This is a genomic window from Buttiauxella sp., from assembly GCF_049686335.1.
In the GTDB taxonomy this organism is placed as follows: domain Bacteria; phylum Pseudomonadota; class Gammaproteobacteria; order Enterobacterales; family Enterobacteriaceae; genus Buttiauxella.
Genome location: NZ_JBAVHX010000009.1, coordinates 37,127 through 54,526, shown reverse-complemented (window position 1 = coordinate 54,526; position 17,400 = coordinate 37,127). Strand labels below are relative to the sequence as shown.

The 17,400-nt window shown below is 55.3% G+C and carries 18 protein-coding genes; 4 read left to right on the top strand and 14 right to left on the bottom strand.

Features of this window, described 5'->3' with window-relative positions; all coding sequences use genetic code 11:
- The 13 genes from WBL83_RS07225 to entC all read right to left on the bottom strand — a co-directional run bounded on the left by WBL83_RS07225 (position 1) and on the right by entC (position 11,838).
- Entirely contained in the window at positions 1-390 is a 390-nt protein-coding gene (locus tag WBL83_RS07225; RefSeq protein WP_424588499.1) for a type II toxin-antitoxin system VapC family toxin, read from the bottom strand.
- Between the two features lie 2 nt (positions 391-392).
- Complete coding sequence (locus tag WBL83_RS07220; RefSeq protein WP_424588498.1) at positions 393-656, bottom strand: antitoxin; 264 nt, start codon at positions 654-656, stop codon at positions 393-395.
- A gap of 270 nt (positions 657-926) precedes the next feature.
- The gene (gene ilvN, locus WBL83_RS07215) at positions 927-1,208 is read right to left on the bottom strand and encodes an acetolactate synthase small subunit (protein WP_034456867.1); all 282 of its coding nucleotides are present in this window, start codon (positions 1,206-1,208) and stop codon (positions 927-929) included.
- A gap of 3 nt (positions 1,209-1,211) precedes the next feature.
- Positions 1,212-2,900, bottom strand: coding sequence for an acetolactate synthase large subunit (gene ilvB, locus WBL83_RS07210; protein ID WP_424588497.1), 1,689 nt, complete (start codon positions 2,898-2,900; stop codon positions 1,212-1,214).
- Between the two features lie 110 nt (positions 2,901-3,010).
- Positions 3,011-3,109 carry an ilvB operon leader peptide IvbL gene (gene ivbL / locus WBL83_RS07205; RefSeq protein ID WP_074388597.1) on the bottom strand — a complete coding sequence of 33 codons (99 nt, stop codon included), beginning with the start codon at positions 3,107-3,109 and terminating at the stop codon, positions 3,011-3,013.
- Positions 3,110-3,237: 128 nt separating this feature from the next.
- The gene (locus WBL83_RS07200; protein WP_424588496.1) at positions 3,238-4,260 is read right to left on the bottom strand and encodes a CobW family GTP-binding protein; all 1,023 of its coding nucleotides are present in this window, start codon (positions 4,258-4,260) and stop codon (positions 3,238-3,240) included.
- Between the two features lie 16 nt (positions 4,261-4,276).
- The gene (locus WBL83_RS07195; RefSeq protein ID WP_034456870.1) at positions 4,277-4,474 is read right to left on the bottom strand and encodes a YbdD/YjiX family protein; all 198 of its coding nucleotides are present in this window, start codon (positions 4,472-4,474) and stop codon (positions 4,277-4,279) included.
- 161 nt (positions 4,475-4,635) lie between these two features.
- Entirely contained in the window at positions 4,636-6,741 is a 2,106-nt protein-coding gene (gene cstA, locus WBL83_RS07190) for a pyruvate/proton symporter CstA (RefSeq protein WP_424588495.1), read from the bottom strand.
- A gap of 247 nt (positions 6,742-6,988) precedes the next feature.
- Entirely contained in the window at positions 6,989-7,405 is a 417-nt protein-coding gene (gene entH, locus WBL83_RS07185; protein WP_424588494.1) for a proofreading thioesterase EntH, read from the bottom strand.
- Positions 7,406-8,158: a 2,3-dihydro-2,3-dihydroxybenzoate dehydrogenase EntA gene (gene entA / locus WBL83_RS07180; protein ID WP_424588493.1), complete on the bottom strand. Its 753-nt coding sequence runs from the start codon at positions 8,156-8,158 to the stop codon at positions 7,406-7,408.
- Positions 8,155-9,015, bottom strand: a complete 861-nt coding sequence (locus WBL83_RS07175; protein ID WP_424588492.1) for an isochorismatase family protein — start codon at positions 9,013-9,015, stop codon at positions 8,155-8,157. Before WBL83_RS07175 ends, entA begins: the two co-directional genes overlap by 4 nt.
- A gap of 14 nt (positions 9,016-9,029) precedes the next feature.
- On the bottom strand, positions 9,030-10,646 hold the full coding sequence (locus WBL83_RS07170) for a (2,3-dihydroxybenzoyl)adenylate synthase (protein WP_424588491.1): 1,617 nt from the start codon (positions 10,644-10,646) through the stop codon (positions 9,030-9,032).
- Between the two features lie 10 nt (positions 10,647-10,656).
- Positions 10,657-11,838: an isochorismate synthase EntC gene (gene entC / locus WBL83_RS07165; protein WP_424588490.1), complete on the bottom strand. Its 1,182-nt coding sequence runs from the start codon at positions 11,836-11,838 to the stop codon at positions 10,657-10,659.
- 251 nt (positions 11,839-12,089) lie between these two features.
- Between entC and fepB the strand changes: the two genes are divergently transcribed.
- Positions 12,090-13,034 (top strand): Fe2+-enterobactin ABC transporter substrate-binding protein, encoded by a 945-nt coding sequence (gene fepB, locus WBL83_RS07160; protein WP_424588489.1) that lies wholly within the window; start codon positions 12,090-12,092, stop codon positions 13,032-13,034.
- A 109-nt stretch (positions 13,035-13,143) separates the two neighbouring features.
- Here fepB and entS read toward each other — a convergent pair whose 3' ends face one another.
- The gene (gene entS / locus WBL83_RS07155; protein WP_424588488.1) at positions 13,144-14,376 is read right to left on the bottom strand and encodes an enterobactin transporter EntS; all 1,233 of its coding nucleotides are present in this window, start codon (positions 14,374-14,376) and stop codon (positions 13,144-13,146) included.
- Between the two features lie 208 nt (positions 14,377-14,584).
- Between entS and fepD the strand changes: the two genes are divergently transcribed.
- Genes fepD through fepC form a run of 3 tightly spaced genes read left to right on the top strand, consistent with a single transcriptional unit; the run spans position 14,585 to position 17,360 of the window.
- Positions 14,585-15,574, top strand: coding sequence for a Fe(3+)-siderophore ABC transporter permease (gene fepD, locus WBL83_RS07150; RefSeq protein ID WP_424588487.1), 990 nt, complete (start codon positions 14,585-14,587; stop codon positions 15,572-15,574).
- Positions 15,571-16,563, top strand: a complete 993-nt coding sequence (gene fepG / locus WBL83_RS07145; RefSeq protein ID WP_424588486.1) for an iron-enterobactin ABC transporter permease — start codon at positions 15,571-15,573, stop codon at positions 16,561-16,563. Before fepD ends, fepG begins: the two co-directional genes overlap by 4 nt.
- Positions 16,560-17,360 (top strand): iron-enterobactin ABC transporter ATP-binding protein, encoded by an 801-nt coding sequence (gene fepC, locus WBL83_RS07140; protein ID WP_424588485.1) that lies wholly within the window; start codon positions 16,560-16,562, stop codon positions 17,358-17,360. Before fepG ends, fepC begins: the two co-directional genes overlap by 4 nt.
- The last annotated feature ends 40 nt before the right edge of the window (positions 17,361-17,400 follow it).

Here is a 17,400-nt window from a genome sequence, read left to right as displayed (position 1 = left end):
CTAGAGTGTCCAGTCCTCAACGCGTAAGCCCCCGACCATGGCAAAAGCACGGTCACTGGTAATTATCGTCGCATTTCGGCTAAGTGCATGAGCGGCAATTAACTGATCAAGTGGGCCCATCACTTTGCCTTTCTTTTCCATCGCCGCGCGTAACTGCCCGTAGCTTTTCGCGGCCTCGCTGTCCCACGGGTAAACCGATACCGTACCCAGAAACCCCTGCACTGCCACCGTTAACGTTTTACTCTTTCGCTTCGCAACGCCATACAGCAATTCAGCTTCTGTGATACTCGAGATACAGACTTCTACAGGTCGCGTTTGGGCAAGCTTACCCATCACCTGAGGGTTCTGGCGAAAAAGATAACTCACCGTATTGGTATCAAGCATGTACATAGTCAGTCCATCCCGGCAAAGGGATCTCTGTCTGCAATACCCTGGTTACGTTCCTGTTCATCAAGGAAGGTCTCAGACACTTTTGCTTTCTTCACCAAAGCAAAAACGTTGTCCCATCCTTCTGGTTTAGCTGGGTTTTTTGAAAGAATCACGTTGCCCTCCTTGTCTTTGCGGATATATACCCTGTCGGTATCAAACTCAAATTCCACCGGTAACCTCACCGCCTGGTTTCTGCCGTTTTTAAAAAGCTTTGCGACGCGTTCCATGGTGACTCCTGTGCTAATGACCTATGCCATAGCATATGCCTGAGAAACACATTCGCCAAGCTCACTTTTTATACGACCTACTTTTACGTCGCTAATCTACCCTGAATTTATGTCGCCGGGTTGGCTTTATTTCGACCCGTTTATTGTTTTGCGAGAAGCTTTCAGACTTTGAAAACAACGAGGTGGAGTTGCAGTGGAAAATGATGAATCACTCAAGGACGGAACATAAAACGGGGCGGCTTAAAAAACCTCACCACCCCGTCATACGCGCTACTGCACCAAAGCTGTCAGCTTGCCAAACACGCCCGCACCGTCTGCGTCGCGCCTGATTTGCACCACATCTTCGAGCTTGTCGATTTGGCTAATCATTTGCTCCAGACGCTGGTCGTCCGCCACTTGTAGCCAGATACGGCTTTGGTCGCCTTGCGGGAGCGGAAGACAGAGAATGCCTTCGACGTTAAAGGCGCGGCGGGCGAACAGGCCGCAAATGTGAGACATCACGCCCGGATGGTTGCGCACCGTAAGTTCCAGAATAACGGTTAGTTGTTGCATGGCTTACTCTCCAATCATCTCAATGTTGGCAGCGCCTGGTGGCACCATCGGGAATACTTTTTCACTGGCATCAATACGCACATGAATCAGGCAAGGACCAGGGCGCGAAATCGCCTCCTGCAAGGCCGCTTGCGGATTCTGCGCGGCATTTAAATCGCAGGTTGCGAGACCAAAACCTTCGGCAATTTTCAGGAAATTCGTTTGTCCGGAATAGGTCGCCGCAAAGACATTCTGCTGGTAGAACAGCGTCTGCTGCTGATGCACCAGCCCCAGCGCCTGGTTGTTCAGCAGAATGATTTTCACGTCCAGATTATGGTCGGCGGCAGTCGCCATTTCCTGAATATTCATCATGATGCTGCCGTCACCGGTAAAGCACAGCACTTTACGCTGCGGTTCAGCCAGAGCGGCACCCACCGCAGCAGGCAGGCCAAAGCCCATAGTCCCTAACCCGCCAGAAGTCAGCCACTGGCGCGGTCTGTTGAGCGGATAAGCCTGCGCCACCCACATCTGATGTTGGCCCACGTCGGTCGTAATAATCGCCTCGTCATCAACACACGCCGCAGCGGCCTTAATCAGGCCATATGGGGTTAACGGATCATCGGCACCCGGCATATTGAACGGGAATTCCTGTTGCAGGCCAGCCACGTGTTGCAGCCAATCCAGGCGAGGTTGAGCTTCGATTTTTGGCAGCAATTGCTCCAGGACTTCACCAACATCCCCGCGAATCGCCACGTGTGCCTGTTTAATTTTGCCCAGCTCGGCGCGGTCGATATCCACGTGAATGATTTTTGCGTTCGGGCAGAACTCCTCGGTTTTACCAATCGCGCGGTCATCAAAACGTGCACCCAGCACAATCAGCAAATCCGCTTCCTGCAAAATATAGTTGGTGCTGCGCGCGCCATGCATACCCAGCATCCCCAGCGATAACGGATGTTTCGCCGGGATCGTCCCGAGCGCCATCAGCGTCATGGTCGTTGGCAGATTCGCTTTTTCAGCCAGCTCCCGGGCACGGCTATGGGCATTGATAACACCGCCGCCGAGATACAACACCGGGCGCTGCGCCTGGTTAATCATCGCCACTGCATCGGCTATTTGCCGGGCTTCAAACTGTGGCGCGGGAGTATGGGCAGAAACAGGCGGCAGTTCGCTGATGTCGATTTCAGCGGTTTGCACATCTTTTGGAATATCAATCCACACCGGACCCGGGCGGCCAGATTCAGCAATGCGAAACGCATCGCAAATCACCTGCGGTAAATCAGCAATATCACGGACCAGGTAGTTGTGTTTGGTGATGGGAATGGAGATACCGTAAGTGTCGACTTCCTGGAAGGCATCGGTGCCAATCATCGATTTTGGCACCTGGCCGGTAATACATACCAGTGGGATGGAGTCGAGGCGTGCATCCGCAATGGCCGTAACCAGGTTGGTGGCACCCGGGCCGCTACAGGCGATACACACGGCAGCTTTGCCCTGCGTTCGCGCCATGCCCTGCGCCATAAAGCCCGCGCCCTGTTCGTGACGCGCCAGAATATGGCGGATTTTTTGGCTTTGGCTGAGTGCGTTATAGAGCGGCAGGACGGTGCCACCGGGAATACCGCTGATGGTGGTAATGCCATGGTGCTCAAGCAGTTGCACAATTAACTGTGCGCCCGTAATACGGTGTGCTTGCGGTGGGTTTTCCGAAATTGCCATGCTCCAGTCCTTCTTATCGTGCCGTTTCGCTTCTGGCCGGGGGACTAAAACAAGAAACCCCGCCCGGTTTGCGCCGGCGGGGTTTTGGAATCGATGCGTTGATTCAGACCCTACGGCGCATTGCCGACGACCACCACCACACGCACGACGACCACCGCGGCTGGTAGCGCGGTTAGTAGTAGGCCAGTGTTGCGAGTGAATGTAGTCATTTGGGTCCTGAATAATGGTTACGCGATTTAACGTCGAAATTTATACAACCACAGCGCGCCGTTTCGTACAACAGCTTTATGCACCAGCAGTTAAAATCGTGCTTAACATCACATTCTTGTTTTCACGATTAAATGGTCGTTGCAGCAAACGCCTGACGCAACTCATCTATTGGCAGATAGCGGCCAATAATCACTAAGCGTGAAACTCGCGATTCGCTCGGGTGCCACGCGGATCCATAATCAAAGCCCACCACTTTATGTACCCCTTGCACGATAAGCCGTTGCGGATGGCCATCAATCGCCAGCACGCCCTTGTAACGCAGCATGTCGTTACCAAAACGCGCGATACAGCTTTCCATAAACGCACCAATCTTTTTCACATCCAACAGTCCGGCATCAAACACATGAGCCTGAATCGCATCATCCCAGGACTTTTTGCTTGTGGTTTTACGGAACGGTTTGAAACTGACGGGATGGTCATCCTGCGCTCGAATCACGCGAAATCCTGCGGCCAGTTCAATATTGTCCGTGAGTTCAAAGGCGTTAAGGTCGAGCCACAACTCCGCCGGGCATTCCCCGTTTACCATCTCAAAAATATCAGCTTTATTGTTGATACGATGGACTCGTTCCAGCGCCTGTTCTTTGGCTTCGTTATCGACGCGGTCCGCTTTGGTGAGCAAAATTCTGTCAGCAAAACCGAGCTGTGCGGCGGCAACGGGATGTTCATCTAACTGGCGAGAGATATGCTCTGCATCCGCCAGCGCGATAACCGCATCCAGACGCAATGCTTCACGTAAATATTCATCCACAAAGAAGGTTTGAACGATAGGTGCCGGGTCGGCAAGCCCCGTGGTTTCGACAATCAGCCGGTCAAATTTCAACTCACCAGCCGCGCGTTTTGCCAGCATTTCCCGGAGTGCTGCAGTGAACTCACCGCGCACACTGCAACAGACGCAGCCGTTACTTAATTCCACGACGTTGACGTTTTCGCCGCCTCTGAGCAACGCTCCGTCGATATTGACGGCACCAAATTCATTTTCCAGGATAGCGACCGGTTGGTTGCCGTTATGGGCGAGGAAATAGTTAAGAAGTGTGGTTTTCCCGGCGCCGAGAAAGCCGGTTAACAGGGTGACAGATACCGCTTGATTCATGTCAAATTCCTTAAAATTAACAGCAGCGAGCGCCACCTTTACCACCGTATCGCGCATCCTGACGCTCACGGAAAAACTCTTCATACGTCATCGGCGTCTGTTCCGGATGCGTCAGACGGATGTGCTGAACATAATTGTCGTAGTCAGGAACGCCAACCATCAGTTTAGCGGCCTGGCCGAGATATTTTCCTGCTTTGGCGAGTGTGTCGAACATGGTCTCTCCAGTATTAGTGAGTCGCCCTCACCCTAACCCTCTCCCCCAGGGAGAGGGGATTGTTCGATTTCCCCCCCTCTCCTTTGGGATAAGGGATTGGCCGATTTCTCCCTCTTTCTCCCTCTCCTTTGGGAGAGGGCCGGGGTGAGGGGAATGTTTACTTAGTGCACACTTTTCGCTTCGGAAACAATCGCATCCAGATTCTCAGGCATCTTCTGGTACGGCGTTTCTCTGGCAGTTGGCAAGTCCGATTTCAGCGCTTGTCGCGCCGTTTTAATCGCAAACAATCCAATTACCACCACAACCACCATAAAGAAGATGGTCAGCCCGGCATCCAGACGGTTGTTAAACACTAACTGGGAAAGCTGCGACTGAGTGTATTGCGCCGGAATATTGCCACTGTCGATCATGGCCTGGAATTTATTGGCGATAGCCAGGAAGCCTACTTTCGCATCCGGGCTAAACGCTTTTTGCCAGCCTGCGGTCAGCGTACAAATCAGCAACCACGCGGTTGGCACCAGCGCCACCCAGGCGTATTTCTGTTTCTTCATCTTAAACAGTACGACCGCGCAGAGCATCAGCGCCATACCTGCCAGCATCTGGTTGGCGATACCAAACAGCGGCCACAAAGTGTTGATACCACCGAGTGGGTCGACAACGCCCTGGTGCAGGAAGTAACCCCATGCCATCACGCAAAGTGCAGTCGCCAGCAAGTTGGCAGGCAGTGAGTCAGTGCGTTTCAGGCCCGGAGAGATAACCCCCAGCAGGTCTTGCAGCATAAAGCGAGCCGCACGCGTACCGGCATCCACCGCCGTCAGAATGAACAGCGCTTCAAACAGAATAGCGAAGTGGTACCAGAACGAGACATCCATCAGGCCGCCCAACGCGCCATGCAGAATGTACGCCATCCCCACTGCGAGTGTTGGTGCGCCACCAGCGCGAGAGATAATGCTTTGTTCGCCGACTTCATTGGCGATGTTGGTTAACGTTTCTGGGGTAATCTGGAAGCCCCAACTGCTGACCACGCTCGCCGCAGACGCCACTACATCCGTGGTGCCAGCCGGAGCCAGAACCGCCATCGGGCTGTTCATTGCGAAGTACACGCCTGGGTCGATAACACAGGCGGCAACCAGCGCCATAATCGCCACAAATGATTCCATCAGCATGCCACCGTAACCGATGAAGCACGCCTGGTTTTCGTTAGCCAGCATCTTCGGTGTGGTGCCGGAAGCGATCAGTGCGTGGAAGCCAGAAACGGCGCCACACGCGATAGTAATAAACAGGAACGGGAACAGGTCACCCGTCCAGACCGGGCCGGTGCCATCAATAAATTTGGTCAAAGAAGGCATTTGCAGCGTTGGACGCATAATCAAAATGCCAATTGCCAGGCCAATAATGGTGCCGATTTTCAGGAAGGTAGAGAGATAATCACGCGGTGCCAGCAACAGCCAGACGGGCAATACAGCAGCGACAAAGCCATAACCCACCAGCATCCAGGTCAGTTGCACACCGGTATAGTCAAAGTATGGCGCCCAGGTTGGGCTTTCAGCTACCCAGCCACCGGAAATGATAGCGAAGATAAGCATCACCAGGCCAATAACCGAGACTTCACCAATGCGGCCAGGGCGCAGATAGCGAATATAAATTCCCATAAACAGCGCCAGCGGGATGGTGAACGCCACGGTGTAGGTTCCCCACGGGCTGTGGGTCAACGCTTTCACCACGATCATCGCCAGCACCGCCAGGATGATAACCATAATCATAAAGCAGGCGACCAGGGCAATAACGCCCGCGGTGTTACCCATCTCTTCTTTCACCAGTTCACCCAGCGAGCGCCCGTCACGACGGGTTGAGACAAACAGCACCATAAAATCTTGTACCGCACCGGCCAGCACCACACCCGCCAGCAGCCAGAGCATCCCAGGCAAGTAACCCATCTGCGCGGCAAGCACTGGCCCCACGAGCGGGCCCGCCCCTGCAATCGCGGCAAAATGGTGACCGAACAACACTTTTTTGTCCGTCGGGACATAATCCAGACCATCGTTATGGCGCACGGCTGGCGTCATACGAGTGGCATCAACGGTTAAGACACGTTTAGCGATAAACAGGCCATAGTAACGATAAGCGATGAGGTAAACGCAGATTGCAGCAACCACAATCCACAAAGCGTTTATCTGTTCGCCACGATTGAGTGCGATATAGCCGAGCGCGAATGCACCAACCACTGCAAGCACAGCCCAGACAAGGTGTTTCCCTGGATTATTCATATTTGTTTTCCATGTGTAGCGCCAGAGGCAGACGGTATTACCGTTTTGTTCTAGAACAATCACGCGGATTTAACAATCTTGAAACATTGAAATGCGGTGGTTTGACCAGGTCTTTACATCAGCTTGTTAAGGGGATCACGATGTGGGGGGAGACAGGGTGAAAAGGCTGTCGGATGACGCTGCGCTTATCCGACCTACGAGATAGCTGTTGTAGGGTGGATAAGCGCAAACGTCATCCACCACAAACTCACCCGAGCGTCGCCGTCGTCAGCCGACTCGTACAACACCGCTTGCCATGGGCGTCAAAAATGGCAATTTCCCACACCTGAGAAGATCTCCCCAAATGCAGCGCTTTGCACACTCCGCGCACCGTGCCTGACGCCACCGCACGGTGATGGCTGGCGTTAATTTCTGTCCCGACCACGCACTGCCCTTGCGTGGTGGTGAGAAAGCCCGCCATCGACCCCAGCGTTTCGGCCAACACCACCGATGCGCCGCCGTGCAGCAAACCAAACGGCTGCTGGGTACGATTATCCACCGGCATTTCGGCTTCCAGGCTGTCGTCGTCCATGCGCGTGTAGATAATGCCGAGATGCTCAACCATGGTACCGGCGCTGGTTTGATTTAACCCCTCAAGCGTCAGTTCTCTTTTCCAGATGCGCATTCAGGCTCCCAGTGTTGCGCCACCATCAATCACAATATCTTGCAGAGTGATGTGGCTGGCGTGCGAAGACGCGAGGAACATGATGGTACTGGCGATCTCCTGCGGACGGGCAATTTTACCCAGCGGGATCCCAAGCTTAAACTGTTCCGGGAAACCTTTGATGCGCTGCTGTTCGGCATCCGGCGTTTTCCACAAGGTGCGCTGCATATCGGTATCGGTCGAACCTGGCGACACCACATTACAACGCACGCCAAACGGTGCCAGCTCCAGGCCGACCGTCAATGCGAGGCTTTTGAGCGCCGCTTTGGATGCACCATAAGCCGACATACCGGTACGCGGCGTGTGTGCCGCGTCCGATGCGACAGTGACAATCGCCCCGCTACGCTGCTCGCGCAGGCGCGGCATCACAGCACGAAACAGATTGAACGCGCCGCCGACGTTGACCGCGAAGGTCTCCTGCCAGTCTTGCAAAGCCAGCGCGTCGGTTGCGCCCATACGCAAAATCCCTGCGGCGTTAACCAGCACATCCAGTTGCGGTTTGTCACTTAAAACACGCGCTGAGACGCTCGTCACCTGGTCGGCATCCGCCACGTTCAGCGGTTCGGTGGCGAACGGGTAAACCTCCAGCGGAAACGCAAGGTCGAAGCCGATAACGTCCGCGCCCGCTTCGCTAAACGCCAGCGCAGTATGGTAGCCGATACCTTTTCCCGCGCCGGTTACCCAGACGGTTTTGCCGCTAAAATCGAGATTCATGCCTGCGGTTCCCGTGACAGCAACGCCCACCAGGCGTCGATGGTCGGGTTTTTCGCCAGCATGACGAAGTCGATATCGGCGTGGATTTTGCGCCAGCGGGCAGCGAGCGCCATCATGCGGACGGAATCGAGGCCATAATCAATCAGGTTTTCGTCATCTTCTGGAATGTCTGATTCATCGAGCAGTGGCAGCACCAGGCTGCGTAATTGCTCTTTATTTTGCGGGGCTGACTCGGGCAGTAAATCGCGAGTCATCACCACGCGACCGGAGCGGCCCGCAGTGTATTTCAGCGCCATCATATGTTCTTCACGGCTGAAATCGGCCAACGCATCGGCCACCATAAACGGTTTGATATCACGCATAAACGCATCGGTTGCGGTGGTCATGCAGCCAATGTGGGCGTAAACGCCACAGATAATCAGTTGGTTACGCCCCGTTTCTTTCAGAGATTGTTCCAGCGGTGAGCGGATAAACGCGCTGTAGCGCCACTTGGTCAACACCGTGTCGTGTTCATCCGGAACCAGTTCCGCGACCACTTTCTGGCGCTCAGGGTGTTTGTTTAAACCCGGTCCCCACATGTCGTTTAACAGCGCACGATCTTCATCGCTCTGGGCATTCGGTTGCGCGGTGTAATAGACCGGAATGTTGTGGCGTTTGCAGTAGTCACGTAGCGCGGCAATATTGGCGATAACCTGCTGGATCATCGGGCAATTTTCGCCCCAGAAATCGATGAAATATTCCTGCATATCATGAATCAGCAGCGCCGCCCGCTCGGGCTCAAACGCCCAGTTCACTTTGTTTTCCGGGATGTCGGCAGCCGTCGGTAAGGTGTAGGCGTTCAGTTTTGGAATAGCCATAATTTCTCCGTCAATCAGGATGCCAGTTGCTTATCAGCAATCAACTGGCGCAAACGTTTTTTGTCCACTTTGCCCACGGCGGTGAGCGGAAGATGTTCAACAATTTCAATGCGGTCGGGCAATTTGAAATCCGCAATGCCCAGCTCGCGTAAATAGCGGCGGATTTCTACGGCGCGGAAAGGACGGCTGCCGACGATAAACGCGCAGCTTTTCTCGCCCAACAGGCTGTCTTCCATCGATACCAGCGCGGCATGAATAATCTCTTCGTGGCGCAGCAACAGGTTTTCGATCTCCTCGGCGGCGATCTTTTCTCCGCCACGGTTGATCTGATCTTTTTCGCGCCCCTGCACCGTGATGTATCCGTCTTCGGCAATCGAAATCAGGTCGCCTGAACAGTAGAAACCGTTGGCATCAAAGGCCTGAGCGTTGTGTTCCGGGCTGCGATAATAGCCACGGAAGGTATACGGCCCGCGCGTCATCAGACGGCCAATTTCACCGTGCGCCAGCGGATTTCCGTGTTCATCTGCCACCCAGACCTCGTCGTCCGGGCACATCGGTTTGCCCTGAGTTTTGAAGATATGGTCATTGTCATCGTCAAGGCGCGTGTAATTCACCAGCCCTTCCGCCATGCCAAAGACTTGTTGTAACTGGCAGCCAATTTCAGAGGGGATCCGCGCGGCGAGCGCTTCGCTCAAACGTGCGCCGCCCACTTGCAGAAGCTGTAGCGACTCAAGCGCCTGGTTGCTCCCCCATTCGCCAATCGCTTGTAGCCACAGGCTTACCGCAGGCGGCACCAGTGCGGTGACGTTGATTTGATGGCGTTCGATAAGTGGGAAGCACAGCGTGGCGCTCGGGTCATTCGCCAGCACCACGCGCCCGCCACCGTAAAACACGCCCAGAGAACCAGGGGAACTCAGCGCGTAGTTATGCGCGGCCGGGATGGCACACAGGAAGCGAGTGCGGTTGTCAAAGCGGCAGATTTCTACGCTGCGACGAATGCTGTAGTAGTAATCGTTATGTGTACGAGGGATGAGTTTTGGCGTGCCGGTGCTGCCACCGGAAAGCTGGAAGAAAGCCACTTCGTCAGCCGCCGATGGTGAGGCAACAAAGTTATCTTCCGGCTCATTAATCAGTGCGCTCAGCGAACGTTCACGGTCGTTTTCATTAAGCAAAACCGCCATGCGTAGCGACGGGTTTTGTTGGCACAGCGCATCCAGGAAATCGTCATGGGCGAACAAATTATGCTTACGGTCAGCAATCACCACCACCGGCTCGATTTGCTTCGCGTAGGCTTCAAGCTCGGTGCGTTGGTGGCTGAACAGCGCATTCACCGGCGCCACGCCAATTTTCAGCAACGCGAACAGCGTGATGTAGAGTTCCGACACATTGCCAAGCTGCACCAGCGCGGTTTCACCGTTATTCAGACCACGGCGTTTCAGTGCCGAAGCGAGGCGTGTTGCCGCCTGTTCGAGACTGCGGTAGCTGAAATGGCGCTCGCCGTCGATCAGCGCAATCGCATCGTTATTCGCGTGGCGGCTCAAAATATCGGTCAGCGGCAAATCCGCCCAGTAGCCTTTTTCACGGTAAAGTGCAGCCAGTGCGTCCGGCCAGCGAGTAAAAGGAATAGCCATAAAATCGTCCTTAATGAAGCCCAAAGACCCGGAGCATGGTGGAGAGTTTGACGCCGGTTTCGCGCCATTCCGATTCAGGAGACGAGGCCGGCACAATGCCCGCGCCAGCAAACAGGCGCACCTGGTTTCCGCCTACACGTGCGCAGCGAATGGTCACCACCCACTCACCGTTCCCTTCGGCATCACACCAGCCGACGATGCCGCCAAACAGTTCGCGGTCAAACGGCTCAAGTTCAGCAATTAATTTTCGCGCCACATCATGCGGGAAACCACTCAGTGCAGGCGTCGGGTGCAGTAAGCAAGCGAGGGATAACGCATTGTCCTGGCGGTCTTTAACCTGGCCGTAAATCGGCGTGGCGAGGTGCCATAACGTCGGCGTGGTAATCAATTCTGGCGTATCAGAGAGCGTCAATGCCTGGCTGTGTGGCTGCAACACGGTGTGCATCGCTTGCGTCACCAGGCCGTGTTCGTGGCGGTCTTTGGTGGAACGCAACAGTTGCGCGCCGATTTCACTATCACGCTGGATATTGTCTCTGTCGCGACGTGCGGAACCGGCCAGCGGCAGCGAGCTGAAGTTCTTGCCGGATTTGCGTAACAGCAATTCCGGGCTTGCCCCCACCAGCGAGCTACCATCCGGTAATGGGACGTGGAAGTTGTAGCTGGTTGGGTTTTGGCTAATCAGGCTATTGAGCAGCCCATCGAGATCAACCGGTGTCTGGGTTTCGATATCAATCAGGCGCGACAGCACCACTTTGTCGATATCCGGCTGTGCCGTCGCGGCGGCGGCCTGCGCCACCATGTCCATAAATTTTTCTTGTTCAGGAATCGCTTTACGCGCCGTGATGTTTAGCGGTTTTGCCGTTCCGGCTGCGCGGGCATCGCTCTGGCGCTGCGCGCGTGAAAACGGCTGCCAGCTTTCAGGAATAAACAGGGCTGAGGGTTGGCTCGGATCAAACGGAATTGCGCCGACCACAACGGGGTTTTCGATACCGTGCTTTTTGGCGTTTTCGAACGCTTCACGTAGTGTTGTTTGCAGGTGACCATGGGGATTTGCGCCGTCAAGCGCCGGGCTATCAAGGCGAGTGAAGCAGCCATTTGTTGAAAAACTGCGATAGGGCGACATAAAGAAAAAACTATCCGCACAAGGTGTTAGCTGTTTCTCGCGACGTTCCTCAGCCAGTAACGTTTCCATGAACTCTCCGTAAAAACATGACAAAAGATAGTAATAATGATTATCATTTGCTTTTCGGGGTCGTAACCTAAAGAGAAAAGGCAGCAGTGTCAATAGTTGCTGAGTCTTGTCGGATGGCGCTCACGCTTATCCGGGCTACCGGAAACAGTTTGGATGGGCGCCGCAATCAGGCCATTTATAACGGTTTTACAGGGTGGATAAGCGCCAGCGTCATCCACCGCATGAGTTAAATTTCAACAGGATGTCATTGAGTGAAAATCAGATTCCCCGCAGTAATCCTTTTATGCTTAAGCAGCCTCGCCCACGCCGGTGAGTGGCCGCGCACCCTGACCGACAGCCACGGCACGCACACCTTTGAACAGGCGCCGCAGCGCATTGTCTCCACCAGCGTGACATTAACCGGTTCGCTGCTGGCGATTGATGCGCCGGTGGTGGCAAGTGGAGCGACCACGCCTGGTAACCGTATGGGTGATGCGCAAGGCTTTCTACGTCAGTGGGGCGATGTGGCGAAAGCGCGCAACGTGCAGCGTTTGTATATTGGCGAAGCCAGTGCCGAAGCGGTGGCCGCGCAAATGCCTGACTTGATTTTGATTAGCGCCACGGGTGGCGATTCCGCCCTCGCCCTTTATGACCAGCTTTCAGCCATCGCTCCAACCCTGGTTATCAACTATGACGATAAAAGCTGGCAGCAATTGCTGACTCAACTCGGTGAGATAACCGGTCACGAAGCACAAGCTGCCTCCCGTATCGCCAGTTTTGATAAGCAGTTGAACGAGGCAAAACAGCATATGACGCTGCCGCCGCAGCCAGTCACCGCGCTGGTTTACACGCCGGCATCGCGCTCGGCGAACCTCTGGACGTCTGAATCCGCACAGGGGAAATTGTTCCAGCAGCTCGGTTTTACGCTGTCGCCATTGCCTGCGACGGTTAATGCCAGCAAGAGCATGGGCAAGCGTCACGACATCGTACAGTTGGGTGGTGAGAATCTTGCGGCGGGTTTGAATGGTGAGAGCTTGTTCCTGTTCGCCAGCGATGAGAAAGACGCGACGGCGCTGGAAACGAATCCGTTGCTGTCGCATCTTCCGGCAGTGCAGAAAAAGCAGGTTTATGCGTTGGGCACCGAAACCTTCCGTCTGGATTATTACAGTGCCACGCAGGTGCTGGCGCGAATGAGTCAGTTATTCGCCAGCAAGTAATTGAGTTAGCAAGTAATTGAGTTAGTGTCGGATGACGCTAACGCTTATCCGACCTACGGATTAATTTGTAGGTCGGATAAGCCGCAGGCGTCATCCGACAATCCGCAATTTATGCCGGAACACTATGCTGATAACCCCGTAACTGCACCAACACCAACGCCAACACCACTCCACACATCGTCAATACCAGGCCGCTGGAACTCGCCGCCGCAACCGGCGTCATCGCCACGGTGAGGCTGCCTAAAATTGCCGCACCAATCGCATCCCCCGTCACGTTTTGCGCGGTCCACAAACCGTTAATGCGACCTAGCATCCCGTCCGGTGTCAGCGTCTGAATTAAGGTGTATTGCAGCAAAGAACTGATGGCACTGAGATAACCAAACAGCGCGAGACACGCAAGCCCCAGCTCCCAAACCGGCATCAGGCTGAAAATGCCAATCGAGATAAACGAAACAATACCTGCCGCCAGCATAATGACACCCGGACGTGCGTGATGAGCAATGCGCCCGCTGGTCAGTGCGCCAATGGCGGCACCCAGCGGAACGGCAGCGTACATCAGGCCGATTTGCCCGGCACTCGTCTGCCAGTGTCCGGCCAGCGCCGGATAAAGCACGCGCACCGCACTTGCCATCGTCAGCAACGCGCCAACTAACGCGATGCCACCGATAATCGGGTTCCCGACCAGAAAACGTAATCCGTTGAGCAACGAAAGCAGCGGGTTTTCACGGGCTTGCGGCGGCGGTGCCAGCTTCGGCAAACTGAGCAACGGCAATAACGTAATGAAGGTGCCGACGGACGCTAACCCGTAGTTCCACACCACACCGCCGGAGGCCAACAACAGCCCGCCGAGCATCGGTGAAATCACGGAACCGAGGCGTACCGTAAGCATGGTAATCGCACTCGCCTGCATCAAATTCTCACGCCCAACGAGCGCAGGAGTTGCCGCTAACAGCGCCGTCACCCCGAGCGCTCCAAAGAATCCATCCCACGCGCCGAGCAGGTAAATCGCCACCAGCGAAGGTTCTGGCATTGCTGCGTTAATCGTCAGACCAATAAAGCCCACGCCACAGGTGGAACGGGCGAGCAAAATCAGACGACGACGTTCATGGCGGTCAGCCAGCACGCCGCCCATCATCAGGCCGATAAACATCGCGCTGCCGGTGAGCGTCACTGCAAGCCCAACCTGCAGGGAGGAGCCGGTCAGCGTCTGGATCTGTACCGGCACAGCAACCCCCAGTAACCCCAGTGAGACAATGGAGATAAAACGGGCAAGGAATACGGCGCGAAAAGCGGGATGGGTCTTGAGCAAACTCAGATTGAGCAACAAAGAATTGCGGTTCATTACATGGCCTTAAAGCGAATTTTTCTTTCCAGGTGCGAGGCGGCTCATGCTAACATAAACAAATAAGAGTGATAATGATAATAACTATCATTTGATTTTACTTGAGTTTTGTCGGGTGGACAGGCTCCTCGCCATCCACTGTTGTCATTTTGGCGGATGACGCAGCGTTTATCTGCCCTACGGCTACGAAGTGAAGGATATACAACGTATGTCACGCTGGTTCATCCTGCTGAGTTTGTTGTTTTTACTGCTTTTAATGGCAGTACTCAGTCTGTTATTTGGTGCCAAATCCCTCCCCGTTGACGTGGTTATCGATGCGCTCAGCGGCCAGTGCCAAAGTGCTGATTGCACCATCGTGCTTGATGCACGTCTCCCCCGCACCCTGGCGGGCATTCTTGCAGGAGGCGCTCTCGGCCTTGCGGGCGCGCTGATGCAATCTCTGACCCGAAATCCACTTGCCGATCCTGGCCTGCTTGGCGTCAATGCCGGAGCCAGTTTTGCCATTGTTTTGGGTGCCGCGGTGTGGAGCCTTTCATCGCCGGTGGCACTGCTGGGGCTGGCGTTTGCTGGCGCATTATCCGCCGCGCTGGTGGTGGCATTTACCGGAAGCCAGGGCGGTGGACAGTTGAGCCCGGTGCGCTTAACCCTTGCGGGCGTGGCGCTCGGCGCGGTGCTTGAAGGGTTGAGCAACGGCATCGCGCTGTTAAACCCGGTAGTGTATGACCAGTTGCGCTTCTGGCAGGCCGGAACGCTGGATATTCGCACCCTCGAAACGCTGAAAATTATCGTGCTGCCGGTACTGACGGGCTGTGGGATTGCACTGCTGATAAGCCGCTCGCTTAACAGTTTGAGCATGGGCACCGATACCGCCACCGCACTGGGCAGTAAAGTGGCGCGCACCCAGTTGCTGGGTTTAGTGGCGATTACCTTGCTGTGTGGCAGCGCCACCGCCGCCGTTGGGCCGATCGCGTTTATCGGCCTGATGATGCCGCATCTGGCGCGTTGGCTGGTGGGTGCTGACCACCGCTGGTCACTTCCTGCCACCCTGATTGCCACCCCCGCGCTGTTACTTTTCGCCGATATTATTGGCCGCATGCTGGTGCCTGGCGAGCTGCGCGTGTCGGTGGTGAGCGCATTTATCGGCGCGCCGATGTTGATTTATCTGGTGCGGCGCAGCCGCAAAGGAGTCGGGCAATGATCACGCTCTCCCCTCGCCTGTTAATCAGTTGCCTGTGTTTGCTGGGACTGAGCTGCGCACTCGGATTATGGAGTTTGGGCAGCGGCGTATTGCCGCTCTCAGCAAGCCAGGTTATCGACGCTCTGTTCGGTGCCGCACCGCGCAATATCACGTTAGTGGTGGTCGAATGGCGCTTGCCGCGCGTGATGATGGCGCTGTTGATTGGTGCAGCGCTGGGTGTCAGCGGCGCTATCTTCCAGTCGCTGATGCGCAACCCGCTCGGCAGTCCGGATGTGATGGGCTTTAACACTGGTGCCTGGAGTGGTGTGCTGGTGGCGATGGTGCTGTTTGGTCAGCATCAGACGGCGATTGCCGGTTCAGCCATGGCTGGCGGCATCATCACCGCACTGGTGGTATGGATGCTCGCCTGGCGTAATGGTATTGAAACTTTCCGCTTAATCATTATTGGCATCGGCGTGCGCGCCATGCTGGTGGCGTTTAATACCTGGCTGTTACTTCACGCCTCGCTTGAAACCGCCCTCTCCGCAGGGCTGTGGAATGCCGGTTCGCTCAACGGTTTGACGTGGGCAAAAATTTCCCCGGCCGCACCGCTGATGTTGCTGGCATTAATCGCAGGGGCGTTACTGGTTCGCCGGATGCGACTGCTGGAAATGGGCGATGACAGCGCCTGCGCATTGGGGGTTTCGGTTGAGCGTTCGCGCCTGTTACTGATGTTGACCGGCGTTATCCTCACCGCCGCCGCCACAGCTCTTGCCGGGCCGATTTCGTTTATCGCGCTCGTCGCGCCACATATTGCCCGCCGGTTAAGCGGCACCTCGCGCTGGGGTTTGCTGCAATCCGCCTTATGCGGTGCCACGTTGCTGCTGGCAGCAGACTTGTGCGCCCAGCAACTTTTCATGCCGTATCAGTTGCCGGTTGGCGTGGTCACGGTCAGCCTCGGCGGCATCTATTTAATTGCGTTGTTGATTCAGGAGTCCCGTAAGAAATGAGTCAGATTTCCTCACCATCGCGCCTTCATGGCGAAAACCTGACGCTGGGGTATGGCAATCATGTGGTGGCAGATGGCCTGACTGTCGCTATCCCTGACGGAAAATTTACCGCGATTATCGGCCCCAACGGCTGTGGTAAATCGACGCTGTTACGCACGCTGAGCCGCCTGATGAAACCCATGCAAGGACAGGTGTGGCTCGACGGAAATGAAATACATCGTTTCGCTACCAAAGAGGTGGCGCGACGTGTCGGGTTACTGGCGCAAAACTCCACCGCCCCCGGGGATATCAGCGTGGCTGAGCTGGTCGCACGTGGACGCTATCCACATCAGCCGATGTTTTCCCGCTGGCGTGAAGAAGACAGCCAGGCGGTAGCGCGGGCGTTGAAAGCCACCAACATCGAAGATTTAGCCGACCAGCCGGTGGATACGCTGTCAGGCGGCCAACGCCAGCGCGCATGGATTGCGATGGTGCTGGCTCAGGAAACCTCGATTCTGCTGCTCGACGAACCGACGACCTGGCTTGATATCAGCCATCAAATTGATTTGCTGGAACTGCTGCGCGAGCTGAACCAAAAGCAAGGTTTTACCCTTGCCGCCGTACTGCACGATTTGAATCAGGCTTGCCGCTATGCGACGCATTTGATTGCACTGCGAGACGGGAAAATTATTGCCGAAGGCGCGCCGACTGAGATTGTCACGCCGGAGCTTATCGAGGCGATTTACGGCCTGCGCTGCATGATTATTGAAGATCCGGTAGCGCATACGCCGTTGGTTGTGCCGCTCGGACGTGGATAAAAATACCTTAATTAAAAAGTTTGCGTAACGGCTCGCAAAG